This window comes from Nocardia salmonicida NBRC 13393 (genome assembly GCF_001613085.1).
In the GTDB taxonomy this organism is placed as follows: domain Bacteria; phylum Actinomycetota; class Actinomycetes; order Mycobacteriales; family Mycobacteriaceae; genus Nocardia; species Nocardia salmonicida.
In genome coordinates this window covers 13355-37359 of the sequence record NZ_BDBR01000048.1, presented here as the reverse complement: position 1 = coordinate 37359, position 24005 = coordinate 13355, and the positions used below count along the sequence as shown (strand labels likewise).

Here is a 24005-nt window from a genome sequence, read left to right as displayed (position 1 = left end):
GTTCCTCGTGTATCAAATGGAAGCAGGATCCGGCACATGAGCACTTCCTTCGCGACGGCCCGATCCGGCACCCGTCCCAGCACCCAGCGCGGTCGGCTCGTCACGGCCGCACGGACGAGCTTCACCGCGCACGGCTATCACGGCACCACGATGGACACCGTGAGCGCGGTCGCCGACGTCACCAAACCCGTTCTCTACCGGTACTTCTCGACCAAGAGCGCGCTCTACCTCGCGGTGATTCTGGAGTACCTGGCCGAGCTCACCGACCGGCTGAGCGAGGTCCGCGACGCGGCCAGCTCCGACTTCGACCGAGTGTGGCGCACCGTGGAGGTCCTGTTCGACCTCGTCGAGTCCGGCCCGCATTCCACACCGACGCTGGTCTTCAATTCCGGTGCTCTCGGCGACCACGCCGTCGAGGCCCGAATCGCCACGGCCCTGGCCGAATTCGTCGCCACGCTGGCCACTCATCTGCATCCCGACGACGTCGGTCAGCATCGGACCCGGCTGCTCGCCTACGGCCTCGTCGGGGCGACACTGGCGGCGGCGGACGAATGGCACCGCACACGGCAACCGATACCGCGACGGTCGGCGCTGGACGCCATCGCCGGGTGGTACTGCGCGGGCGTGCGGGAGACGAGCAGCTACACCTAGGCCCGCAGCAGGGCAGCCTGGACGCGGCTCAGCCGCTCCACGTCACCCTGGAAACCCGCCACGGCGTCGTTGTACAGGAACGCTTCCCACAGCCGGACCAGGGCGTACGCGAGGGTGGCGCGATCGATGGGCGGCCGATAGCCCTGCTCCTCGGCACGTTCGAGCAGACCCTCGACGATCGAGACCGCCGCCGGGTGCACCACCCCGTCGCTGCGGGTGATCACGCGCAACGCCGCCGTGGATTCCTGATCGAAGTAGGTGCGCAGCGAACCGTCCTCGACCAGCCAGTGAATGGCATTGTCGAGAATCTCGACGAGCCGTTCCCCGCCGGTGGCGGCGCTGCGCCGTTCCGCGTAGGCGACCATCCGCTCGAGCTGGCGCGCCAAGGCCGCCCCGAGCAATCCGTCCCGGGAGCCGAACCACCGGTAGATACTGGTGCGGCCCAGACCCAGTTGGGCGGCAATGGCATTCGCGTCGACTCGCTTACCGGCCAGGAATGCCTCGACGGCCGCGTCGAGCACAGCGTCACGGCTGGCCCCGGCCGGGCGGCCGGGCGCTCGAGTTCCTTCGGTGCGTGCCACGCCCGACAGCATAGGGCGCGCTGCGGCTGTCCGATCTCAGCCCTCCGCCGACCCGGCCCGGATCGGCGTGACCGTCTAGGGTTTGCGGCCGACGCCTGCGACGATGCAGTTGCGAACGGCGGAGAGCGGGGTGAGGTGGGGACCGTCGGACCACCAGTCGTCGCAGCGGACGAGGCCGGGTTCGATCATCTCTAGAGTGCCGAACATCGCCTGGATTTCGTCGCGGGTGCGGAAGCGCCCACTGCCCATCGGGCTGTGGATGAACTTCTCTTCCATCTTCTTGGCGAGCTCGCTGTACTCGGCGGTCTCCGGGTCGTGGAAGTGCGCGATCGCCACGAACGAACCCGAGGGCAGGGCGTCGATGTAGGTCTGCATCAGGGCGGGGCCGTCCTCGCCCAGGTAGTGGTGCAGGGTGCCGATGTGGAACAGGGCCAGTGGCCGGGTGAAGTCGAGTTCGCGGCGCACCGTGGGGTTACCGAGAACGTCCAGGGGCCGGAAGATGTCGGCTTCGGCGATGCGGGTGCGGCTGTTGCTCGCCAATAATGCCTGCGCGTGTACGAGAACCGAGGGGTCGTTGTCGACGTAGACGACCTTGGATCCGGGGTTGACCCGCTGGACCACCTGGTGGGTGTTCTCCGCGGTGGGCAGACCCGATCCGAGATCGAGGAACTGGTCGATGCCCGCCCTGGCCAGGAAACGGCAGGCGCGGATGAGGAAATCACGGTTGGCCCAGGCCAGATCGTTGACCTGGGGGGCGACGGTGCGAACCTGGTCCAGCACTTGGCGATCCACGTCGAAGTTGTCTTTGCCGTTGAGCGCGGCGTCGTAGACACGCGCGATACTCGCGCGGGTGGTGTCGACCCCGACCGGAACAGCGCTGGGGTAGGCGGCAGAAGAATGCGACATCGGTAGCGCCTTTCGAGCATCGGAGCCGAGGGAGACGATTTCAGCCTAGAGCATCGGTTGCGTTGGCAGACAAGCTATTCCGGCCCACGCCCGGCCAGGGCGCGGAGCCGGTACCCGGAGTACCCGTATCGGTGGGCTCCTATTCCTCCAGCGCCTGCCGGTCCCACCATCAGAGCATGATCCAGATGCTCGAGCCGGTTCCGGCGCCCGATTCGGTGACGGGCAGGCGTTCGATCGCTGTGCTCGTCGTGATCCTCACCGGCCAGTTCATGACGGTGCTCGACGGCTCCATCGTCAATGTCGCCATTCCGTCCATTCGCTCGAACCTCGATACCAGCGGGGCCGCACTGCAATTGATCGTCGCCGGCTACGTGATCGCCTACGCGGTGTTGCTGATCGGTGGTGCGCGCCTGGGTGACCGGTTCACTCAGCGGCGCACCTTCATCGCGGGTCTGGTGGTGTTCACCCTGGCCTCACTCGCCTGCGGGTCGGCGTGGAACGCGCAGTCGCTCATCGTGTTCCGATTCGCTCAGGGCATCGGCGCGGCCGCGATGGCACCACAGGTGATGACACTGATCCAGCGCACGTTCACCGGAGCGGCACGGGCCAGGGCGCTCAGCATCTATGCGGCGATCGTCTCAGGCGGCCTGCTGGCGGGCCAGATTCTGGGCGGGTTGATCGTCGACGCGAACCTGGGCGGCACTGGTTGGCGTGGGGTGTTCCTGGTGAATGCGCCGATCGGGCTCGCCCTGCTGGTGCTCGCGCCGCGCGTGCTCCCGGTGACCGCCGCGCGCACCGATCGGACGATCGACGGGATGGGTTTGGTAGCGCTGACGGCCACCGTGCTGTTGTTGGTCGTGCCGCTGGTGCTCGGGCGAGAGCTCGGATTTCCGCTGTGGTCGTGGCTGTGCCTCGGGGCGGGCGTGCTGGGGCTGGTCGTGTTCGTGCTGGTCGAGCGCTCGGTCGCCGGGCGAGGTCGAGATCCGCTGTTCGCGCCGCAGGCGCTCGGCGCGCCCGGTCTGCTCGCGACGGCGGCGACTCTGCTCCTGGTGATGGGGACCTTCGGCGGGTGGCTGTTCGTGAGCGCCATTCACATGCAGTGCGATCTCGGTTACAGCGCGCTGCGGGCGGGCGCGCAGTTCTTGCCGATGGGTGCCGCGTTCGCGGTGGTCGGCCTGTCCTGGCATCGGGTCCCGGCCCGGCTGCACGCGAGGATGATTCTGTTCGGGCTGGTGGTGAGCGCGGCCTCGCTGGGCTGGCTGGCGTGGTTGCTGGGCGACGGTGCGGGAGTCGGATTGGCGGCATCGATCGCGTTCGCCCTGTTCGGCCTGGGTAACGGGCTTGCCTTCAGCCCCTTGATGACACGGGCGCTGGCCGCGGTGCCGGTGACGCTCGCCGCCGACGCCAGCGGCATTCTCGTCACCAGTGTGCAGCTGGGAACCGTGGTCGGGATCGCGGGTCTCGGGTCGGTGTTCTTCGAATCGGTCGGAACGAGCGCGTCATCCGCGGCCGACGCGGTCGCCGTCGTCTATCTGGTCGGCGTCGCGATCACGCTCGTCGCCGCCGCCTCGGCCGCGCTCGCCGTGCGCAGGATCAGCTACTGAACGTGCCGATCGCGTGGTCACCGGTCCTGAGCTAGCGTGACACCATGCACGAGCTCGAGCCCGGTGACATCGTCGCCGGTTATCGCATCGAGCGGGTGCTCGGGTCGGGTGGAATGGGCAGCGTCTACGCCGCCCGGCATCCGCGACTACCGCGACTGGTGGCGGTGAAACTGCTGCACTCCTCGTTCTCGGCGGATCCGGTGTTCCGTGGACGGTTCCAGCGCGAGGCCGATCTCGCGGGCCGCCTCGATCATCCCAACATCGTGGCGATTCACGATCGGGGCAGCGAGGACGGGCGGCTGTGGATCGCGATGCAGTATGTCGCGGGCAGCGATGCCGAATCAGCGCTGCGAACAGGGGCTTTGGCACCGGTTCGGGCGTTGCGGATCGCGCGGGCGACGGCGGACGCGCTCGATTGCGCGCACGCGGCCGGTTTGCTGCATCGCGACGTCAAACCCGCCAATATTCTGCTGAGCGAGAGTGCCGGTGCCACCGGTGAGCGGGTACTGCTCACCGATTTCGGGATCGCGAAGGCCATCGATGAGTCCACCGCGCTGACCCGGACCGGGACGCTGGTGGCGACGCTGCGGTACGCGGCGCCCGAACAACTGGACGGACACACCGCGGGCCCGCGATCGGACCAGTATTCGTTGGCGTGCACACTGTTTCACCTGCTCGCGGGTCGGCCTCCGTATACCGCCACCAACGCGGGTGCGTTGGTGGCGCGCACTTGATGCAACCGGTGCCGCGGATCAGCGCGCTGGTGCCGGGTCTGCCCGACGCGGTGGATGTGGTGTTCACACGGGCGCTGGCCAAGGATCCCGATCACCGATTCGCCAGTTGCGCGCAGATGGTCGCGGCGGCGACCACGGCGCTGACGACAGGACTCGCTCCCACGCGTCCGGTGACCGACTCCGCCGGAGTCCTCGGGCCCGACAATCGAGGTCCACAGATCACCCCGATGAGCAGGCAACCAGTGGCGGAAGCCGGTGTCGCGGGCGGCCGAATGGTCGGTGCGGACAATCGGACCGGCTTCGAAAGCGCCTCCCCGACCTGCTGCCCGCGAGTCCCGACAGCGAGGGGTATCGAGGGCTGCGGTGCAGTTTCGCGACGAAGAGCCCACAGGCCGTGTGGGACACGGGGTTCGACTGCACCGATCGCGAAGCAGTGCAGCTGCAGGTGATGGCGCACTCCGACGCCGAGACCGTCGGGCGGTTCGTCGCGACCCTGCCCGCCGGGGCGACCCAGCAGCTGCGGTCGAGGTACGGCAGGCCGCTGACCGTGCACAGTTTCAACGGCTCCACCGGACCATGGCTGCTGGTGCGCTTCGATGCCGCGCCGTATTCGACTGTGCTGCTCCAGGTGTACTGGAAGGGCCACACCCATCAGGAGATGATCGACCAATGGTTGAGCACCGCACCCCTGTGACCGCGCGACTGGCTCTGGGCGCACTCGCGGTTCTGCTCGTCGGCTGCGGCACCGTCGACGGCACCGCCACGCCCGGCGAGATCGACGTCCGGTCCCTCGACGTGGGCAGCTATACGACGGTGCCCGCCGATATCGAGATCGGCCGAAAGCCTACGGACGGCCCGATTCTGGAAGGTCTGCGGATGGCGGGGGCGGTGGTGTTTCCGCACGAGGTCGATCCGGCGCTGACCCATAACTGGGGCACCGACGTCCTCGACACTCCGCGACGGGCCTCGGATGCCTCGGCGATCTCCACTGTCAATCTCGGTGTGCTGGAACGGCATCGGATGATCGTCGGCTTCGACATCGCCGAGGGCTCCCAGGCCTTCGACACGGCGAAACCCGCGATCGAGACCGACGCGCGGATCACCAGGGTCGTGCTGTTGCGGTTTCCCGGCGCGAAGATCGCCGAAGAGGCGGCGCGCGAACTCGCGGCGACCGATTTCGGGGTCAGCCCGGACAACCGGCCGGTGCCGATTCCGGGTTACCCTGCCGCACACGCGCATTGGCGACCGGGCATCAAGACGGTCGGGGCGACCTTCGCCCGCGGCGAGATCGTGGTGAGCCTGTTCCTGCAGCACCCGTCACCGGACATCGATGCGCTCGCCAAGCGCGTCGCGGCGGTCCTCGACGCCCAGATACCCCTGCTCGACACGTTCGCCCCCACCGCACCCGACCGGATCGCCGACCTGCCCCGCGATCCCGATGATCTGTTGCGGCGCACCCTGATTCCCGGTCCGGCCAATCAGCAGATCGCGATCGCCTCGCGCGAGTTCGCGTCGTGGACCGGGCGCGCCGGCTTACACTACCGCCCCACCGAACCCGCCGAGCTCGGTGCGGCCTGGGATCGCGGTGGGGTGGACAGCGTGGCGCATTCCTACAGCACCACGCTGTTCCGGTTCCGTGACGATGCCGCGGCCATCGCGTTCGGCGGCACCTGGCAGGACACACTCAGCGCGGCCGCGCACCCTGTCGCAGCGCCCGAGGGCTTGCCGCAGGCGCGGTGTGCGGAGCGCCGGGCGGGCAGCGCGCCGGCGCTGACCCGCTGCTATGTGAGCTACCGCCGCTACGGCGCCTTCGTCAGCGGCGCCGAACCCGCGGGGGTTCGACGCCAGGCCGCGGCGCAGTACGCGCTGCTGGCGAACGCTCAGTAGTTCAGAGCTGGGCCTCGATCGCCTGGACGACCTCGGCGGCATCGGGGGTGGTGCGGGGGCGGAACCGGCCTGCGACCGTACCGTCGCGACCGACGAGGAACTTCTCGAAGTTCCACTGCACATCGCCCGCCGCGCCCTCGGCATCGGCCGTCTCGACCAGTGCGGAGTAGAGCGGGTGCCGCTCGTCGCCGTTGACATCAGCCTTGGCCAGCAGCGGGAAGTCGACGCCGTAGGTGACCGAGCAGAATTCCTGGATCTCCTCGGCGGTGCCCGGCTCCTGGCCCATGAACTGGTTGCTCGGGAAGCCGATCACGGTGAAACCGCGCTCGCCGTAGGTCTTCTGCAGCTCCACCAGGGCGCTGTACTGCGGGGTCAGACCGCACTTGGAAGCCACGTTGACCAGCAGCACTGCCCGCTCGCCCGCCAGCTCACCCAGTGTGGTGTCCTCGCCCGCCAGGGTCTGCACCGCAATGTCTCGAATGTTCGCGCTCATCACATCACCACCAGATCTCGTCTATGTAGGTTCGATCGCCACCGTACCGGAGCCCGAGGGGCGCGCAAGTATCCCGCTGGGCGGGAGAATCTGTAACACGTTCTTGTTTTGTCGCGCTTTTGGCGGCACCATTCCAAGGACGGGCGGTAGCGCCCGCACCCCGAGCACCGGAGGAAGCCCGTGAGCAACCAGCCACATCGGATCGATACCGTCCGCCCGCTGCGTGCGAGCGAGGTGACGCACTGGGATTTCGAGGCCGATGTGGTGGTGGCCGGTTTCGGCATCGCGGGCGTGTGCGCGTCGATCGAAGCCGCGCGGGCCGGTGCGAAGGTGCTCATCCTGGAACGAACCGGCGGCTGGGGCGGCGCGGCGGCATTGGCGGGCGGATTCGTCTACCTCGGTGGCGGCACACCGCTGCAGAAGGCGCTCGGATTCGACGACACCCCGGAGAACATGGCGGCGTTCCTCACCGCGGCGCTCGGGCCCGGCGTCGACGAGGCCAAGATCAACGACTACTGCGCGGGCAGCGTCGAGCACTACAACTGGCTCGTCGACTGTGGTGTGCCGTTCAAGGAGTCGTTCTGGGGTGAGCCCGGCTGGGAGCCCCCGCACGACGAAGGTCTGATGTACTCCGGCGGCGAGAACTCCGCGCCGTTCCTCGACATCGCCGAACCCGCTCCGCGCGGCCATGTTCCGGAGCTGGCTGGCAAGAAGATCGGTGAGCGCAGCGGCGGCTACATGCTGATGAAGCCGCTGGCCGACACCGTCGCCGAGCTCGGCATCGACGTCGAGTACGACACCCGGATCCGGCGGCTCGTCGTCGACGAGCAAGACCGGGTGGTCGGCGTGCTCGCCACCACCTACGGCAAGCCCGTCGCCGTGCGGGCCGCGCGCGGTGTGGTGCTGGCGACCGGCAGCTTCGCCTACGACACCGAGATGATCGACCGCTACACCCCGCGGCTGAGCGGCAGGCCTGGTGCGGCCATCGAGGAACACGACGGCATCGGCATCCGGCTGGCCCAAGCGCTCGGCGCCGAACTCGCGCACATGGACGCCAGTGAGGTGGCCATCTTCGGCGATCCGCAGATGATGGCGCGCGGCATCCTCGTCAACGGACGCGGTCAGCGCTACGTCACCGAGGACACCTACCCCGGCCGGATCGGTCAGGCGACGCTGTTGCAGAACGACAACCAGGCGTTCCTGATCATCGACGAGACCTCGCTCGAGGAGGCGCTCGCGACCGAGAGCGCCACCCCGTTCTTCCGCTTCCAGCCGAAGTGGGTCGCCGAGACGGTCGCCGAACTCGAGGCCGAGATGGGGCTGCCCGCACAGACATTGCAGACCACCGTCGCCACCTACAACCAGCACGCCGAGCACGGCGCCGATCCGGTGCTGGGCAAGAAGCCCGAGTGGGTGCGCCCGATCACGGGGTCGCTCGCCTGCTTCGATCTGCGCGGGTTCACCGCCGGGTTCACCCTCGGCGGGCTGCGCACCGACCTGGATTCGCGGGTGCTGCACGTGAGCGGTGAGCCGATCGAGGGCCTGTTCGCGGCGGGTCGCTGCACCTCCGGACTGTGCGCCTACGGCTACGTCAGTGGCGCCTCGCTCGGCGACGGCAGCTTCTACGGTCGTCGCGCGGGCAAAGCCGCCGCAGCGGGCTGACCGACGCACAACCCACCATCGGCCTTCTGTCAGTACTCTGCTTGCAGCGTCACGCCAGACGACGAGTCCGGCTGGGCTCGCGGTCTTTTCACGCCCGTGAGCAGGCGCGCCGAACGACAGACGCAGTGCAGATCGGAGTTGGACAGTGCAAGCAGGTGGGACGTCCGCGGATTACGTGATCGTCGGCTCCGGATCCGCGGGGGCGGTGCTCGCGAATCGGCTCAGTGCCGACCCGAGCACCACGGTCGTTCTGTTGGAGGCCGGTCCGGCCGACGACGACAAATTCGCCCATATTCCGGCCGCGTTCTCGAAGCTGTTTCGCAGCGAGCGCGATTGGGACTATCTGACCGAGCCGCAGGCCGAGCTCGGCGACCGCCAGATCTACTGGCCGCGCGGCAAGACCTTCGGCGGCTCGTCGTCGATGAACGCGATGATGTGGGTACGCGGTTTCCGCGCCGACTACGAGGAATGGGGGCTGCTGGCGGGCGAGAAGTGGAACTTCGCCGCCGCGGTGGAACAGTTCCGCAAGATCGAGAACGTCCAGGACGCGCAGTTCCCCGACGAAGGTTCCAAGGGACCGCAGCACGTGCAGCGCCAGCGCAGCCCGCGCGCGTCGACGCACGCGTTCCTCGAGGCCGCGCGCCAGGCGGGCCACGACCTGGAATCGGCGAATCGGCCCGCGCCCGAGGGCTTTACCCAGACCATGGTGACCCAGCGTGACGGCAGACGCTGGAGCACCGCCGACGGGTACCTGCGTCCTGCGATGAAGCGGCCGAACCTGACCGTGCTGGCCGAGTCGCTGGCCACCCGCGTGCTGTTCGAGGGCACCAAGGCCACCGGTGTGGAGTACCGCAACGGCGAGCAGACACTCACCGTGACCGCGAATCGCGAGGTCATCCTGTGTGGTGGCGCGGTGAACAGTCCTCAACTGCTGCAGCTTTCGGGCATCGGCGATCAGAACGAGCTGAAGGAACACGGCATCGAGCTGGTCGCCCACTCCCCCGAGGTCGGCGCGAACCTGCAGGACCACCTCATCTCGGCGCTGGGCTACAGCGTGGATTCGGACTCGCTGTTCACCGCGGAGAAGCCGCTCGAGCTGGTCAACTACCTGGTCCGCCACCGCGGCATGCTCACTTCCAATGTCGGTGAAGCCTACGGTTTCGTGCGCAGCGAACCCGACCTCGAGCACCCCGATCTGGAGCTGATCTACGCACCGGCGCCGTTCTATCACGAGGGTCTGGTCGAGGCCTCCGAACACGGTGTGGTGCTCGGTGCGATCCTGCTCCGCCCGCGCAGTCGCGGCAAGATCAGTCTGGCCTCGGCCGATCCGACCGCCAAGCCGGTGATCGATCCGCGGTATCTGTCCGATCCCGACGGTGCCGACCGGGCCGCGCTGACCACCGGACTTCGGGTGTGCGCCGGACTCGCCGGGCAGCCCGCGCTCAAGAGCGCGCTCGGCGCGCTGATCTACCCGCCTGAGGCACCCGAGGATCTCGAGGCCGTCATCGCGCTGACCATCGAACAGTTCTCGCACACCCTCTACCATCCGATCGGTACCTGCCGGATGGGCACCGACGCCGCCAGCGTCGTCACCCCGGACCTCAAGGTCCGCGGCGTCGAGGGGCTGCGCGTCGCCGACGCCTCGGTGATGCCGCTGATCATCCGCGGCCACACCAACGCCCCCGCCATCTTCATCGGCGAACAGGCCGCGGATTTCATCCTGGCCGAGGCCTGACCCAGGTGGTGGCGTGCCCGCCACGGCGCGCCACCACGTGCCTCATGCCACCGCGAGGCCCAGCGAAGCGGCCGCGAGCAGCAGATACGGCAGCGGGTAGCCCAGATCCGAATACCGGCCCGAGCGTGCGACCGTGAATTCGGCGGCGACGAAATACAGCACGAGCCCGGCCGCGGCAGCCACCGCCAGCGGCCGATAGGCCAGGCCGGCGAGCAGAGCGAGCCCACCCACCGCCTTGACCAGGGCCAGCGGCGTGAGCGTCCACGGGGCGATGCCGTAGTGGCGCATGTTCTCGCGCACCCAGTCGGCACGAACGACGTCGATCAGCGCGGCGGCCAAGGCTGCCACCGCGGCGAGCACGGTGACGACAACATAGGTGGTGTGCATCGAATCAGGTCCTCCTGTTTCGGGTGATCGGCTGCCTCTGCCATCGTGGAGACAGCCACCGTGATCGGACAGCGAGTGCCGTCCATTCGATAGACGACCGGCGTGAGCGAAAGGTGACCGATGCGCGCGGACCGGACCCGAGCATCGGCGGACGCGTTCGAACAACGGCGCGATCGCCTGCGCGGTGTCGCCTTTCGAATGCTGGGTTCCGGGTCCGAAGCCGAGGACGCGGTCCAGGACGCATGGTTGCGGTTGGCCGCGACCGACGCCGAGATCGCCGATCTCGACGGCTGGCTCACCACGGTGGTGTCGCGGATCTGTCTCGATATGCTGCGCACCCGTGCTCGCCGCGCCGAGGTCGCGGCACCGGACGCGCCCGCGCGGGCAGCGACCGGTGCGGGCATCGACCCCGAGGCCGAAGCACTGCGGGCCGATTCCGTCGGACGGGCGCTGCTGGTGGTTCTCGACGCACTCGGGCCCGAGGAACGGGTCGCCTTCGTTCTGCACGATCTGTTCGCGGTGCCGTTCGCCGAAATCGCGCCGATGCTCGGCCGCACACCCGCCACCACCAAGAAGCTCGCCAGTCGCGCGCGGCTGCGAGTGCACGCGCCCGCCCGGATCGAGCCGATGGAACTGCTCGCGCATCAGGCCGCGGTGACAGCCTTCGTGCGGGCGGCTCGCGGGGGCGATCTCGGTGGGTTACTGGCGGTGCTCGCGCCGGATGTGGTGCGCACCGCCGACCCGGCGGCGCTCTCGCCCGGGATGGCCCTCGTCGTGCGCGGGGCCCGAGCTGTAGCGGAGGGTGCCCTCGGCCTGCGCCGCCGGTCGCGCGACGCGGTGCTGGTCCTCGTCGACGGCAGGCCCGGCCTGGTGGTGGCGGGTGCGGGCGGCCCGGTGTTCGCGGTGACGTTCCTGGTGCGCGACGGGCAGATCTCGGCTTACGACGTGGTGGCCTCGCCGCAACGTTTGGCCGCGCTCACGCTGTCGCTACTGCCATGATCAGGGCCGCGAGAATGACCGAATCACGGCCATTGTGGCAGTCGATGCAATGATGCGGCTGATGCAGATTCGTCCCGGTCAGAAGGCGGGGACGCGGGCGAATCCCAACGGCGGGGTCGGTACGGGGCCGGACCGCAGTTCGTGCCGGAAATCGGGCAGCAGCGGAAGCATGTCGACATTGCGGGCGGCATAGCAACGCACCATCGGCAGTGCGCGCGAGACCTCGGCACGTTCGACCGGCTCGGCATCCACGAACGCTAGTGCGTCGAGGCCGAGGCCGAGGGTGCCTGCGATCCGGACGATCGAGGCCGACTTGCGACCCCAGCCGACCTCGACCGCCGAGAACATCTCGTACAGACCGTGGCGGTAGAGCGTGCGCATGGTTCTGGCTCGGTCACCGCGTGCGGCGACAGCATGCAGCACACCGCGCTCGCTCAGTTTCGTCAGCGTGCGCAGTGCCGGTGGGCGCGGCGTGGTGCCGGTCTCGTCGTGGACGACACCCTCCCACAGGGTCTCGTCCAGTTCCCAGACCAGACAACGGACGGCAGGTCGCATGGCGCTGAACTCTACAACCACTCATAGCGAAGAACCAGACTTGTGACCGGTCACTACGCCGACCTCCAGTCGTGGGCCCCGTACCCAGAACCTGACAATCCATTCCGGTTTCCTTTGTAGTTCGTTAGGGTGAGGTTCGCTGGACAGCGGGGGGTACAGCCGAAACTGGCGAAGGGAAATAGATGTCCGTCCACAATCCACCCCGACCGTCGTTGACCGTCTCGGGCAGGCCGATGTCGTTGCCACTCAAGGACGTTCGCGCGCTGTCGCGTCAGATGGTCGGCCATTTCGTCGCCAACGTCGCGCCGTGCGGCACGCTACCGGGTGACGCCATCTCCGGTGATGTGACCACGATCACCCGCATCTGCCTGGAATTCGCGGTCGGCATGCTCGATGGGCGCGATGTCCCCAGTCAGCTGCAGCGTCTGCAGGACGCGGCCAGCGCGTGGGCCCGTGAGGGCGTGCCGATCGACACGATCCACCACTCGATTGCCGAGGGCTTCAAAATGGGCCTCGACCTGGTGGTATCGAGCGCCTCCGGGAAGGACTTCGACAGTCTTGTCGGCGGCGTCAAGGTCGTGATGGAACTGCTCGACACGATCACCGCCCAGATCTCGATGGCCTATGTCCGTGAGCTCCGCGGCGTGGTCAGCGAACACCACACCGCCGTGCACACCCTCACCTCGGCGCTGCTCGGCGGCCACAGCACCTCGACGATGGCCCGCGAATGCGGCATCACGATCGCCGAGACCTACGCGGTCTTCGCCCTGGCGATCCCCCAGCACCGCGAGGAAGCCAATCCGGCGCTGGATTCGAAGGTCGTCGCCCGCCGCAAGCTGCGCCGGGTGCAGGCCGAGCTGGCCAAGCGTTGCGGCGACTCGGCGTTGTCGCTGCTCAGCGTCGACGGCGGAACCGTGCTCATCCCGGCCGAGACCTTCGACCGTGAGGGTCTGACCGCACTGGTCGCCCAGCTCTCCCAGGCCGCACAGGTCGGCATCACCGCCGCGATGGTCGAAACGACCACCACCGGGGTCCCCGATGCCGCCGACCAGGCCCACGAACTGCTGGACATGGTGCAGCGGCTCGAGGTGACCTCGGGTCTGTACCGCTTCGACGAGCTCGCCCTGGAATACCAGCTGACCCGCCCCGGCCCCGGCCGCGAATTCCTCGGCTCGCTGCTGGATCCGCTCGATCAGTACCCCGAGCTGCTCGAAACCCTGCAGCGCCATATCGCCAACAACCTCAACCGCCAGCGCACCGCTCGCGTACTGCACGTGCACACCAATACCGTCGATTACCGGCTCAAGCGGATCGGCCAGCTCACCGGGTTCGATCCCACTCAGCCTTCGGGGCTGTGGTACCTGCGTTCCGCACTCGTCGCGCGCAGCTACCGTTCCGTCCCTGCCTGATCCCGAACGCGACGAAGGCGCTGTCCACATCATGTGGACAGCGCCTTCGTCGTTGTCAGTGCGAGCGGCGGGTCAGATCGAACCGCCGCCACCGACGAGCCACGGGTTGAACGCGCAGGTCAACTGCGGGTTCTGCACCGGGTCGAGCGCACGAAGCGCGATCGACAGGGCACGCGGGGAGTACATCATCGTCAGGTGATCGGAGATGTCCTGCTCGCAGCCGTCCTGCAGGGTGATGTTGGTGACGTGCGCCCCCGGGCCAGCCTTGATGAAGGTGAGCTCGTAGGGGTTGGTGACCTCGTCGTACCGGGTGCCGACCACGGTGTAGTCGACGCCGGCGACGGTGTCGCCTCCTGCGTTGAGGTTGTTGACGAAATCCGAGCCGATGGTCTGCTGGATACCCGCGTGCCCGACGAAGATCTCGATCGGACCCAGGATATCGATACCCAGGTTGTTGATCATGCGACCCAGCGCGCCGATGCCGTCGAGGCTGGTGCCGTGGTGGGTGGCGCCGAAGGTGATCAGCTTGTTCACCTTGGCCGCACCGCCCTCGAACTTGGTGTAGTAGTTCGCCATCGCCCCGCCCTGCGAGTGGGCGACGATGTCGACCTCGTCGGTGCCGGTGGCCGCGAGGACCCGGTCGACGAACGCGGCGGTCTGTTTGGCCGAATCCTCGATGTAACCGGTGCCCATCACGCCGGGCAGGAACGAACCGACGCCGCCGCCTTCCATGATGTTCGAGCGACCGTAGTTGAAGGTGAACGTGCAGTAACCGGCGTCCTTGATCGGCTGACCCATGTAGGCGTAACCGTTGTAGGCGTTCATCCAGGTGCCGTGCAGCAGCACGACCGGGCGGGGGTGCTCGGCGGTCGGCTTGCAGTTCCAGTCGTTCGTCCCGGGCGCGGCGGCATCGGGGTTGTTGAGGCCGTAGGCGAACGCGGCGAGGAACGCCGTCGACGTCGGTCCGTACGCGCCGGGATCGGAGGAATAGCCGCCCGAGGAACCCGAGCTGGAACCCGAACCGCCGTAGCAGTCACCGGACCCGTTACCGGACCCGGCACCACTGCCGGAGGTGCACGCCGAACCGGATCCGGCGACCTGTCGGCCTTCCGAGACGATATTGGCGAGATCCTGCTCGGTCGGCGCCGCGGCCGGAGCCGCGCTCGCCCCCGGCCCGGTGAAAACCATGGAGAGGGCGCCGACTCCGGCGAAGACCGCCGTGTGCAGCGTGCGCCTGCGACTGGGAGATTTCATGTGTTGACTTGTCTTCCTGTGCGATTCGAATATTCGTCGCCCTTTTCCTGCCGGGAGAACGAATGGCTTGTCGAAACCGCCCAAAACATAAGCCGCGGAAATCCTTACGAGACGTCAGTCACGTCCGGTCTGGGCAGGTCACCACGGCTTCTCGAAAACTGCCATGACGAGGCACAGGAAAATGTTCAGCTCTCCGACATCCCACGAATTCGAGCCACGAATGCCTGCTGTGTCCGACCATCACGTTCCGCGAAATGCTCTGTGAAATATCATCTAGCCGTTCAGCATTCGCTCCGCGCGGCGACTCCGAGGAGTCGTTCGTCGAGCCACACCATAGCTTCCGGATAGCCGGTCGCCGCACCGATGATGTGTTCACCCAGCACACCGCGATATACCGCGTTCGCCCCGAGTTCGCACTGCTCGGTGTAGAGATTGTGAGCGCCCTCCGCGGGGATCCAGAATTCCTGGTCACCGTTGTAGATGTAGAGCGGAGTAGCCGACCGAAGACCTTGCATCCGGGTGATCTCGTAGATATCGGTGGCCAGTTCCGAACGCAGCGGGTCGGCGATATTGGCGCCGACGTCGATCGGCAGGTGCAGAATCCCTGGCACCGCGAACACGCTGGCGCACGTATCTTTCATGAACGAGGTCGTGACCCACCGCCCGAGATTGTTCATCGCCGCGAGGATTTCGGGGCGCTCGCGGCCGATCGCGAAGGTCGCGGCCATAAATATTCCGGATGCGAGGTTGGCGTTCATACTGCGCGACAGGATTTCGAAGTCGGCCGGTACGCCGCCCAGTGCCGCGCCGACGATCACGTCGGCCAGTTCCGGTGCGTAGGAGTCGATCAGCTTGGCCGCACCGTGGGTGGCGATCGCGCCGCCGGAGTAACCGGTCATCGCGAAGCGGCTTCGGCTGTAGGACACCGGGTCGATACCGCGCACCGCTCTGATCGAGTCGAGCACCGCGTGCCCGGCGACATACGGTTCGGCATAGGCCATCCACGGGCCCTCGTGGTCGGGCACCAGGACCGCGTATCCACGCAGAACCGCCAGCTGGGTGGTCGGCGGAAGGAATTCCGTGGCACTCGACTGCGATGTCATACCGTGCGTCAGTGAGTATCCCGGGGTGCACTTACGGCCGAGCGCGTCGATAGGAAGGTTGTTCACCAGCACGGGGCGGTCCCCCGGCCCGGTCCACTCGGTGGCGGGCACGATCAGGGTCGCGGTGGCGTAGGACGGCCTGTTCTGCGCGTCTTCGGTGCGGAACTTCAGCAGCGTCGCCGAGCGGATGGGCACCACCGTCAACCAGGCCGCGGTCGCGGTGATGTCGCGCGATTCGATCAGATCACCGGGCGACAACTCCGCCAGCCCCGCAGGCCACTGGTCGAAGATCGGATCGCCCACCGCCGAGGGCAGCACCGCCGCGTGCAGCGCCGCGAGCTCGGCGGCCGGATCGGCGGCGTCGGGCTGGATCGGCGAGGGCAGCACCTGGTCGATCCAACGCTGTAGATCGGGCAGGAAACCGGGTGTGCCCACCTGTGGCACCGGAAATTCCTGGGTCGGCGGTGGATCCGCGGCGGCGGTGCCTGCCGCGAGCGAGAAGAGCAGCAGCATCGAACCGACAAGTACTCGAACAGATCTCATGGCACACACGCCTTCGGGTGGCAACGGATTCGTCGATGACGTGCCACCATGCGGTGCTTCGACCCCCGCCGAAACTCCCCCACCGCGCCGTCGTCAGAGCAATTACGCTACGTGCAGGCGCTCTCCGACTTCGGCGTTGTGCCCGAGTCGTGTGCGCAATGCCGCTGTATCGCAACAAGAATCGACCCGTCGCACCACGAAACGGTCCGGATCCGCTTCGGGGCGCACGGATCCGGACCGATCGAAACCGGACTCAGCAGGTGCTGGGTGCCGGTTCCCCCTGCAGCCGTGCATCGAGCCAACTCAGCGCGGAAGGCAGTCCGAGCACAGCTGCGGTCAGGTGGTCCGGGGTGGGTGTCTGCTGGCTGACGACCTTGGTCCCCGCAGTGCACCACCGATGCGTCGTCGAGGTGATCGCGTCGACCGGGATGAGGCCGTCGATCGGCGAATGCCATTCGAAGACAGGCATTGTCGGCGCACCGGGGTAGAGCTCGAGGCTGTTCTCCTCCACCACGGCGCGCGCCTGGGGATCCCCCACCAGCGAGGTGGTGGCCGCGAAGTCCAGAATGCCGCGCCCCGCGCCCGCGCCGAGAATGTCGTTGGTGCAGGCGTCCCGGATCGACGCGCGAGCCGCCAGGCCGCTGGCATTCATCTGATCGCTGATCGGAAACCGTTGCGGGTATTCACGTTCCAGGCCGATCCCCGCGGCCAGCGCGAGTCCGAACACCGGATGCGAACCGAAGCCGAGCCCCTCGAGCATCGACACCAGGTTCATCGGCACCCCGCCCATCGCCGCCCCCGCGATCTCGAGCTCGGGTGCGTACTCCGGCTGCAGTGCCGCCGCCCAGGCCGTCGCCATGCCGCCACCGGAGTACCCGGCCATCGCCACCCGGCTGCCGCCGACGCGTAGCTGCTCGACCTGGCGCACCGCCCGGATGCCGTCGAGAGTCACCTGACCACCTAGTTTCGCCGCGCCATAAGCGAAATTGGGCCCGAGGTGGTCGGGCACGGCCATCGTCCAACCGCGTCTGAGCGCGTAGTTCCAGGCCACCGCCTCGCGCACCATCAGGTCCGGATCGTCGGTGTAGAGGACTTTGGAGACCGAGCACCGCGTGCCGAGCCCGTTGATGATGTGCTGATAGGACAGCACGGGGGCATCGGTGCGGTGATTGTTCGGCTGCAGCACCGTGGTCGTCGCGGCGATCGGGTCGCCCGCGGAGTTGGTGGATCGGAACTGGATCAGGGTGATCGTGGTGTCGGGGAACATCGCCAGCGGCGGCATCGGCCGCACACCGAGCACGTCTCCGGGCTGGTGATCGTCGAGGTCGGCCGGCTGGCTGTAGAAGGGGTCGGGGTCGGCAGTCGGGTACAGGGGTGTGGCGTGGCCCGCCGCGGCGGAGGCCAGGGTGAGCACCGCCGCCGCCAGGCAGACCGACAGTGTCCTGCGTGGCCGAGCGCGTCCCCAGATCATGCGGCTGCCCCTCCCGTGTCGCTGCTGTCAAAAGCGATCCTCGCCGGTACCGTGGCTCCCCGTCGACGGGTCGCCGCGAACATCGGCGGAGCTCACAACCTGCTTGCCACATGGTTGTGACCGGAGGCAGCGCGCCCATATGGGGGGCGCACCGCCGCGGCGACAGGTGGATTGTGAGATCTCCAAGCGAAATCGGAACGTGTTCCTCTCGATGGTGTAGGCCCTACCGTCGAGTAGGAAGGCGCTCACCAGTGCCGGGGCGAAAGGAGCACGCCATGATTCCCACCGACGAGAACATCGCCGACACCCTCCACCGCATCGACCCGAACGAGATACCGACCCGGCGGATCACGGTGTACTTCGACGGCCCGACACCCGAGGAAGCCCTGGTCCTCGAATATGCCGCGACCCAGGCCGAGGCGTGGGAGTTCACCTCGGCGGCCGCACACTCCGGCCTGCAGGTCACCGTCGACGGCCAGGTCGCCCCCGGACTGCGCCGGTTGCCCTGCCGGTCCCTGTGGCACTGACGCTCGCGACGCCCCCGCACCGACCGCATTAGGCTGTCCGGGCGGGCGCTCATCGGCCCGCTATGACAGAAAGGGCGTTCGTGACACGGTGGCAGCTCCCGCTCGTACTCGCGGCGGCGGCCGTGCTCACCGGTTGCGGCTCGGCCGACACCGCGCAGGTCGCGACCCCGGCCGCCACCGCCGCTCCGACAACGACCACCAAGCGAGTGCCCGCCACCATCGCACCGCCAACCACGACGGTCGACCCCTATGCCGGCCTGCCTCTCATCGATCACGTGAGTTGGACCGAGAACGTCGACGGCCCCCGCTTGCTCGTCGTCCCCACCCAGGCGGGTCGCAAAACGACCGCTCCGGGCACCGACGAGCTGGCCTGGCAGGAAGTGCGCGCGCTCGACGCCGATGCCGACGCGCCGGGCATGCGCGACCAGTTCTTGTGCCACTGGGTGTGGGCGAGGATGGTAGCGCCCGACAAACCGAGCTGGAATCTAGAGCCGTGGCGCCCCGACGTCGGCTATCAGGCTACGGTGGCGGCGAACTGCAATCCCGGAGGACCCGAACGCTGATAGGAGCACCATGCGCATCGTCATCGCCGGTGGACACGGCAAAATCGCCCTCCTACTCGCCCAGTCGCTGACCCGGCGCGGCGACCACGTTCACGCGCTCATCCGCGACCCGGACCAAGCCGCCGATATCGCCGCGACCGGCGGCGTCCCGGTGATCTACGACATGGAACGCGACACCCCCGCCGACCTCGCGGCCGCCGTCGCGGGCTCGGACGCGGTGGTGTTCGCCGCGGGCGCGGGCGCGGGCAGTGGTGCCGCGCGCAAATACACCGTCGACCTCAACGGTTCGGTGCAACTCGCCGACGCCGCCGAGCAGACCGGCGTGGCGCGGTTCGTGCAGATTTCGACGATGGGCGCCGGCAGCCCACCCGCTGCGGGAACCGACGAGGTGTGGGCTGCCTATATCGACGCCAAGACCCGCGCCGAAGAAGATCTGCGGACCCGCGATCTGGACTGGACGATCCTGCGTCCCGGTCGGCTCACCGATACCGAAGGCAACGGTCTGATCACGCTGGGACCGCCGCCGATTCCGCGCGATTCGGTGCCGCGCGCCGACGTCGCCGCGACGCTCGCATCGATCTTGGTCGCGGACAACACTTTTCGCCACACTCTCGAGCTGGTCTCCGGATCGCAGCCCATTGATTCGGCCGTCGCAGCCATTCGATAGCCAGAAATTAACTATCGCAGCATATTTCGCCCGGCGGACATGATCGTCACCCCTCGGGGACACTGCGTCGCCACCCGATGGACACCGCGAACCGCCGGTCACGCCACTATTCGAGCACCACCCCCGGCGGGGGCGGTGCCGCCACCCCCGATTCGCCGCTCAGAAGCCGGGAAATACGCTGCATCGAGACGGAATCGATAGTGCAGATGTGCTTGCATCTGAAAGTGCCGCCGTCCTAAACTCAGGGCCGCAACACAATTGAGGGGATAGTCAGGGGAGGCCGCGAGCGGCACACCCGGGGTCAGGATTGCCTTGGGTTTGCCACTGCCTGAGAAGCACAGGGGCATTTATCATGAACAACACCAAGGGCCGGTCCGGCCTCGCTGATCGCGCAGCGGCCACCCACGCCGAGACCACCCAGTGGTCGAGGGAAAGCGCGGTCGCCTTCGTCATCGACGCCGTGGAATCCACCGGCGCGGCGACCCGCAACGATTTCGATATCGACCGGATCGTGACCACCGCGCACGACCTGGCCGACGATTGGGATCTGCAGATGCTGACCCCGGATACTTTCTGGCGAATCGCCGCCGGCTGCATCCGATACTGACTATAGAGTCGGTGCCCGACGATCGACTGCGCGATATTCGGTGCAGTCCGATCCAGTTCCCGGTGCCGAATCCGCTCGGCCGTCGATCTTGTTCGGCCGTCACTCCCGCTCGGCGTAGGACAACAGGATCTCGCGCGAGCGATCCGGCCGTTCGGCCTGGACGCTGAGCTGATCCATCACTGTCAGATACATCGCGAGGTCCTGGCGACGCTCGAGGTAGAGCGCGCTGGTGAGTTGCTCGAGGTAGACGATGTCGGGCAGTTCCGGCTCGCCGAAACGCAGAATGCTGAACGAGCTGCCCGCCGCCGCGTGCCCACCGGCCGCATACGGCAACACCTGCACCGTTACGTTCGGCAGCAACGACAGTTCGGCCAGATGGCGCAGCTGGGCCCGGTGCACCTCACGCCCACCGATCGGACGATGCAGCACGGCCTCGTCGATCACCGCCCACACCACCGGCGGGTCGATCCGGCGTAGGACATCCTGGCGCAGCTGCCGAACCTGGACCCGACGGTCGGTTTCGGCGTCGTCGAAACCGAGGCTGACAATCGCCCTGGTGTACTCCGGCGTCTGCAGCAGACCCGGCACCAGCTGTGCCTCATACGTGCGGATCTGGCTGGCCGCCTGCTCGAGCCCGAGATAGGTACTGAACCACGACGGCAGCAGATCGCTGTAGCGGTGCCACCAACCGGGTTCACTTGCCTGCCTGGCCAATTCGAAGAACGAGGTACGTTCCACCGGATCGTGCACGCCGTAGAGCGTGAGCAGATCCCGGATGTCGCGCTCCTTGAAACCGGTGCGACCCAACTCGAGTCGACTGATCTTGGCGTGCGAGCCACGGATCGCATCACCCGCGGCCTCGCGGGTGATGCCTTTGCTCTCGCGTAGCTTGCGCAACTGGCCACCGAGCGCAATGCGCAACACCGTGGGGCCGCGGTCCACCACAGGTTGCACGCGACCGATCTCGTCGGGTTCAGCCGTCATGGACCCAGATCCTACCGATTACCCGGTGAGGTAGTCGAACTCTCCGGCCTTCGCGCCGCGGATGAACGCGTCGATTTCGGGCCGGGTGTAGAAGATTACCGAGCCCTGCGGGTCGCGCGAGTTGCGCACGGCGACCGAGCCGTCGGCAGCCTCGGCAACCTCGACGCAATTGCCGCTGGGGTTGCTGTAGGTGCTCTTGCGCCACGCACCGTCTCCCGGGCGTTCACGCTGATCATGCTGCATTCCGGACATACCGCACTCCTCCTTCTCGAATGATGCCCATCGGTACGAAATTTGCAGATGCACGCACAAACGTTCTTGCATCTGCTTGCGCGAGGGGGACATTAACACGCTCGAGGCCACCGCGCACCGGTCGGTACTTACCCGACGTCATGACCCTGGAACACGCTCGGATAGAGCCGTCCAGTCCCCTGAATTCGTAAGCGCCGCAACCCCATCGCGAGCCGACACGGCCGAAACGAACGTGCAGATGTGCTTGCATTCGAAAACAGCCCGCCCGTAGACTCAGGCCGCAAGATCATCGGAAGGTTCCACGGCTCCACCTGCCGGGCAAACCTTCCGTCGCCGGATGGGAGGGGACTTCGATGAGTAGTCCGTTTCAGCGTCACGTCGGTGCCGCGGTCGCATCGCCCACCGCGTGTAGCGACGAGCCGAACGGGCTGACCTACCGTCAGGCGCGCGAGATGCTGCGCCAGCACGATATCCACGGCCCACAGTGTCGCCAGTGGCTGGCCGCCGCCGCGTATCTGTCCGCGGGGCTGGACGACGAATAGTCCGGTCGTAACGTCTTCGTGCTGGTCAGGTCGGTTCCAACAGGTCATGCTGGTGGGCGACGATCGATCCGGACAGGTGGTGCGTGTATGCGGATAGCGGAGATCCTGCGCAGCAAGGGCACGGCGGTCACCACGGTGACACCGCAGACCACGGTGCGCGATTTGCTGACGGCGCTGGCCGAGCACAATATCGGCGCGGTGGTCGTCTCCCCCGATGGCGTGGTGATCGCGGGCATCGTCTCCGAACGCGACGTGGTGCGTCATCTACACGCCCACGGGGCCGCGCTGCTCGATCGGCCGGTCAACGACATCATGACCGCCCGGGTTCGCACCTGCGGGCCCGATGAAGATGTGTCCTCGCTGCGAGATGTGATGACCGAGCACCGGATCCGGCACATGCCGGTGGTGGAGTCGGACCGACTCGTCGGCATCGTCAGCATCGGTGACGTGGTGAAGAGCGAGATCACCGAACTCGCCGCCGAGCGTGAACATCTCGTCGAGTACCTCCAGGGCAACTACTGAGCCGGACACCACCCCGCGCTGCCGAAAAGCCTTGCGGCTGAGAATTCTTCGCGAGCCGTGGCACAAACGTGCGTATCGTTGAGCACGTGTACCCCGCCCGGCCCGAGCTCGCCGCCGCCTCGGTGATCCGGCACGCGCCCACTCCGGTGCCCGCCTCGATTCGCGCGCGGTTCCCCGCCCTGGCCGACCCCGCGGTGGTCTATCTGGACAGTGCCGCGACGACACAGAAGCCCGACACGGTCATCGCGGCCGTCACCGACTACCACCGCGAGCACACCGCCAACGCGGGCCGCGGCACCTACGGCTGGGCCACCTCGCTGTCCACACGGATCGACGCTGTCCGTACCCGAGCGGCCGGTTTTCTTGGCGCGCGGCACCGCGACGAAATCGTGTTCACCGGTGGAGCCACCGCCGCGCTCGGCGCGATCGCGCACAGTTGGGGTCTGGCCGAGTTGAACGACGGCGACGAGATCGTCTACAACCCCGCCGATCACGCCGCCAATGTGCTGCCGTGGCATCACCTGCGTGACACTCTCGGCCGGTTCGGCCGACGCATCGTGTTGCGGCCCTATCGCAGCACCGCGACCGGCGAGGCCGATATCGAGGACCTCCTCGCGCAGGTCGGTCCGCGCACCCGGCTGATCACCACCAGCCACCTGCATCATGTGTACGGCGGGCTCACCACCCTCGAGGAATTGCACGGCCGCATCGACCCGGAGATCCTGCTGTGCTTCGACTGCTCGCAGAGCGGTGGGCACCTGCCGATCGACGTGAGCGCTCTGCGCGCCGATTTCGCGGTCTTCGCGGGGCACAAGATGTTCGGTGCGCCCGGGACCGGCCTGCTGTACTGCCATCGCCGGGTGCACGACAGGCTGCGGCCTTTCCTGCCCGGCGGGCACTCCGGGGTGACGATCACCGACGCCGGTCTGGTCGGCACCGGCATGCCCGAACTGCTCGAGGGCGGAACCCACAATCTTCCCGGCATCCTTTCCCTGGCACCGGCTTTCGATCTGCTGGACGAACTCGACCGGTTCGCTGTCGCCGCGCACAACCGGGTCCTCACCCTGCGGCTGATCGATGGTCTGCGCGAGATCCCCGGGCTGGACTTTCTCCCCGGGCCCGCGCACGCCGCGTGCGCGGTCGGCTACGGGATCGTCTCGTTCACCCTCGACACGCTCACCGCCGCCGACCTCGGGTTCGTGCTGGCCGATGCCGGGTTCCTGGTCCGAACCGGGGCGCACTGTGTGCCCTCGGCCGATGCCGCGAGCGGTTCGGTGCGGGTGAGTACCCACCTCTACAACACCCTCGACGAGATCGACCGATTCGTCGCCTGTGTGTCCGGCATCGCCGGGCACGGGCGCTGACCC

General features: G+C 67.5%; 26 protein-coding genes. 16 read left to right on the top strand and 10 right to left on the bottom strand.

The genetic code is table 11. The annotated features are described in order from the left end of the window. The first annotated feature begins 36 nt into the window (after positions 1-36). Positions 37-651 (top strand): TetR/AcrR family transcriptional regulator, encoded by a 615-nt coding sequence (locus NS1_RS33030; protein WP_062990861.1) that lies wholly within the window; start codon positions 37-39, stop codon positions 649-651. Here the strand turns inward: NS1_RS33030 and NS1_RS33025 are convergent. Next, positions 648-1232 carry a QsdR family transcriptional regulator gene (locus NS1_RS33025; RefSeq protein ID WP_255284782.1) on the bottom strand — a complete coding sequence of 195 codons (585 nt, stop codon included), beginning with the start codon at positions 1230-1232 and terminating at the stop codon, positions 648-650. The two genes, NS1_RS33030 and NS1_RS33025, sit on opposite strands and share 4 nt — an antisense overlap. Positions 1233-1307: 75 nt before the next feature. Continuing rightward, positions 1308-2138: an SAM-dependent methyltransferase gene (locus NS1_RS33020; RefSeq protein ID WP_062990857.1), complete on the bottom strand. Its 831-nt coding sequence runs from the start codon at positions 2136-2138 to the stop codon at positions 1308-1310. 176 nt (positions 2139-2314) lie between these two features. On the opposite strand from NS1_RS33020, the gene NS1_RS33015 reads away from it, so the two are divergent. From NS1_RS33015 to NS1_RS32995, 4 genes are all read left to right on the top strand, one after another. Further along, complete coding sequence (locus tag NS1_RS33015; RefSeq protein ID WP_084504707.1) at positions 2315-3742, top strand: MFS transporter; 1428 nt, start codon at positions 2315-2317, stop codon at positions 3740-3742. Between the two features lie 44 nt (positions 3743-3786). Next, entirely contained in the window at positions 3787-4476 is a 690-nt protein-coding gene (locus tag NS1_RS41985) for a serine/threonine-protein kinase (protein WP_062990855.1), read from the top strand. A 394-nt stretch (positions 4477-4870) separates the two neighbouring features. Beyond that, the gene (locus tag NS1_RS33000) at positions 4871-5170 is read left to right on the top strand and encodes a hypothetical protein (protein ID WP_169812863.1); all 300 of its coding nucleotides are present in this window, start codon (positions 4871-4873) and stop codon (positions 5168-5170) included. Further along, on the top strand, positions 5146-6363 hold the full coding sequence (locus NS1_RS32995; protein WP_157125514.1) for a DUF7373 family lipoprotein: 1218 nt from the start codon (positions 5146-5148) through the stop codon (positions 6361-6363). The genes NS1_RS33000 and NS1_RS32995 overlap by 25 nt, the downstream gene beginning before the upstream one ends. Position 6364: 1 nt before the next feature. Here NS1_RS32995 and NS1_RS32990 read toward each other — a convergent pair whose 3' ends face one another. Next, the gene (locus NS1_RS32990; protein ID WP_062990847.1) at positions 6365-6856 is read right to left on the bottom strand and encodes a glutathione peroxidase; all 492 of its coding nucleotides are present in this window, start codon (positions 6854-6856) and stop codon (positions 6365-6367) included. Between the two features lie 180 nt (positions 6857-7036). Between NS1_RS32990 and NS1_RS32985 the strand changes: the two genes are divergently transcribed. Together NS1_RS32985 and NS1_RS32980 are read left to right on the top strand one after the other, a co-directional pair. After that, complete coding sequence (locus tag NS1_RS32985) at positions 7037-8518, top strand: FAD-dependent oxidoreductase (RefSeq protein ID WP_255284781.1); 1482 nt, start codon at positions 7037-7039, stop codon at positions 8516-8518. 145 nt (positions 8519-8663) lie between these two features. Next, complete coding sequence (locus NS1_RS32980; protein ID WP_062990845.1) at positions 8664-10253, top strand: GMC family oxidoreductase; 1590 nt, start codon at positions 8664-8666, stop codon at positions 10251-10253. 42 nt (positions 10254-10295) lie between these two features. Here the strand turns inward: NS1_RS32980 and NS1_RS32975 are convergent, their stop codons facing one another. Then, on the bottom strand, positions 10296-10640 hold the full coding sequence (locus tag NS1_RS32975; protein WP_062990843.1) for a DoxX family protein: 345 nt from the start codon (positions 10638-10640) through the stop codon (positions 10296-10298). Between the two features lie 120 nt (positions 10641-10760). Here NS1_RS32975 and NS1_RS32970 point away from each other — a divergent pair, with 120 nt between their 5' ends. After that, positions 10761-11639: a sigma-70 family RNA polymerase sigma factor gene (locus tag NS1_RS32970; protein ID WP_062990841.1), complete on the top strand. Its 879-nt coding sequence runs from the start codon at positions 10761-10763 to the stop codon at positions 11637-11639. A 78-nt stretch (positions 11640-11717) separates the two neighbouring features. Here NS1_RS32970 and NS1_RS32965 read toward each other — a convergent pair whose 3' ends face one another. Continuing rightward, entirely contained in the window at positions 11718-12194 is a 477-nt protein-coding gene (locus NS1_RS32965) for an HAD-IIIC family phosphatase (RefSeq protein WP_062990839.1), read from the bottom strand. Between the two features lie 182 nt (positions 12195-12376). On the opposite strand from NS1_RS32965, the gene NS1_RS32960 reads away from it, so the two are divergent. Further along, the gene (locus NS1_RS32960; RefSeq protein WP_056817464.1) at positions 12377-13603 is read left to right on the top strand and encodes a PucR family transcriptional regulator; all 1227 of its coding nucleotides are present in this window, start codon (positions 12377-12379) and stop codon (positions 13601-13603) included. A 72-nt stretch (positions 13604-13675) separates the two neighbouring features. On the opposite strand, the gene NS1_RS32955 is transcribed toward NS1_RS32960, so the two are convergent. The 3 genes from NS1_RS32955 to NS1_RS32945 form a co-directional block, all read right to left on the bottom strand. Beyond that, on the bottom strand, positions 13676-14857 hold the full coding sequence (locus NS1_RS32955; RefSeq protein ID WP_062990837.1) for an esterase/lipase family protein: 1182 nt from the start codon (positions 14855-14857) through the stop codon (positions 13676-13678). Between the two features lie 281 nt (positions 14858-15138). Next, a complete protein-coding gene (locus NS1_RS32950) occupies positions 15139-16503 on the bottom strand; it encodes a lipase family protein (RefSeq protein ID WP_062990831.1) in 1365 nt (454 codons plus the stop codon). A gap of 253 nt (positions 16504-16756) precedes the next feature. Further along, on the bottom strand, positions 16757-17974 hold the full coding sequence (locus NS1_RS32945; RefSeq protein ID WP_062990830.1) for a lipase family protein: 1218 nt from the start codon (positions 17972-17974) through the stop codon (positions 16757-16759). 275 nt (positions 17975-18249) lie between these two features. On the opposite strand from NS1_RS32945, the gene NS1_RS32940 reads away from it, so the two are divergent. From NS1_RS32940 to NS1_RS32925, 4 genes are all read left to right on the top strand, one after another. Continuing rightward, positions 18250-18501, top strand: coding sequence for a hypothetical protein (locus tag NS1_RS32940; RefSeq protein WP_062990946.1), 252 nt, complete (start codon positions 18250-18252; stop codon positions 18499-18501). Positions 18502-18581: 80 nt separating this feature from the next. Next, the gene (locus tag NS1_RS32935) at positions 18582-19064 is read left to right on the top strand and encodes a DUF2599 domain-containing protein (protein WP_255284780.1); all 483 of its coding nucleotides are present in this window, start codon (positions 18582-18584) and stop codon (positions 19062-19064) included. A gap of 10 nt (positions 19065-19074) precedes the next feature. Then, the gene (locus tag NS1_RS32930) at positions 19075-19731 is read left to right on the top strand and encodes an SDR family oxidoreductase (protein ID WP_062990828.1); all 657 of its coding nucleotides are present in this window, start codon (positions 19075-19077) and stop codon (positions 19729-19731) included. 352 nt (positions 19732-20083) lie between these two features. After that, positions 20084-20338 (top strand): hypothetical protein, encoded by a 255-nt coding sequence (locus NS1_RS32925; RefSeq protein ID WP_056817483.1) that lies wholly within the window; start codon positions 20084-20086, stop codon positions 20336-20338. A 99-nt stretch (positions 20339-20437) separates the two neighbouring features. On the opposite strand, the gene NS1_RS32920 is transcribed toward NS1_RS32925, so the two are convergent. Both NS1_RS32920 and NS1_RS32915 read right to left on the bottom strand, forming a co-directional pair. After that, positions 20438-21322, bottom strand: coding sequence for a Sco1979 family transcriptional regulator (locus NS1_RS32920; protein WP_056817487.1), 885 nt, complete (start codon positions 21320-21322; stop codon positions 20438-20440). 18 nt (positions 21323-21340) lie between these two features. Then, positions 21341-21574, bottom strand: a complete 234-nt coding sequence (locus NS1_RS32915; protein ID WP_056817490.1) for a DUF397 domain-containing protein — start codon at positions 21572-21574, stop codon at positions 21341-21343. A 353-nt stretch (positions 21575-21927) separates the two neighbouring features. Here NS1_RS32915 and NS1_RS32910 point away from each other — a divergent pair, with 353 nt between their 5' ends. The 3 genes from NS1_RS32910 (at position 21928) to NS1_RS32900 (ending at position 24002) form a co-directional block, all read left to right on the top strand. Beyond that, the gene (locus tag NS1_RS32910) at positions 21928-22116 is read left to right on the top strand and encodes a hypothetical protein (RefSeq protein WP_062990827.1); all 189 of its coding nucleotides are present in this window, start codon (positions 21928-21930) and stop codon (positions 22114-22116) included. A gap of 87 nt (positions 22117-22203) precedes the next feature. After that, a complete protein-coding gene (locus NS1_RS32905; RefSeq protein WP_062990826.1) occupies positions 22204-22638 on the top strand; it encodes a CBS domain-containing protein in 435 nt (144 codons plus the stop codon). Positions 22639-22706: 68 nt separating this feature from the next. Next, the gene (locus tag NS1_RS32900; RefSeq protein ID WP_255284779.1) at positions 22707-24002 is read left to right on the top strand and encodes an aminotransferase class V-fold PLP-dependent enzyme; all 1296 of its coding nucleotides are present in this window, start codon (positions 22707-22709) and stop codon (positions 24000-24002) included. The last annotated feature ends 3 nt before the right edge of the window (positions 24003-24005 follow it).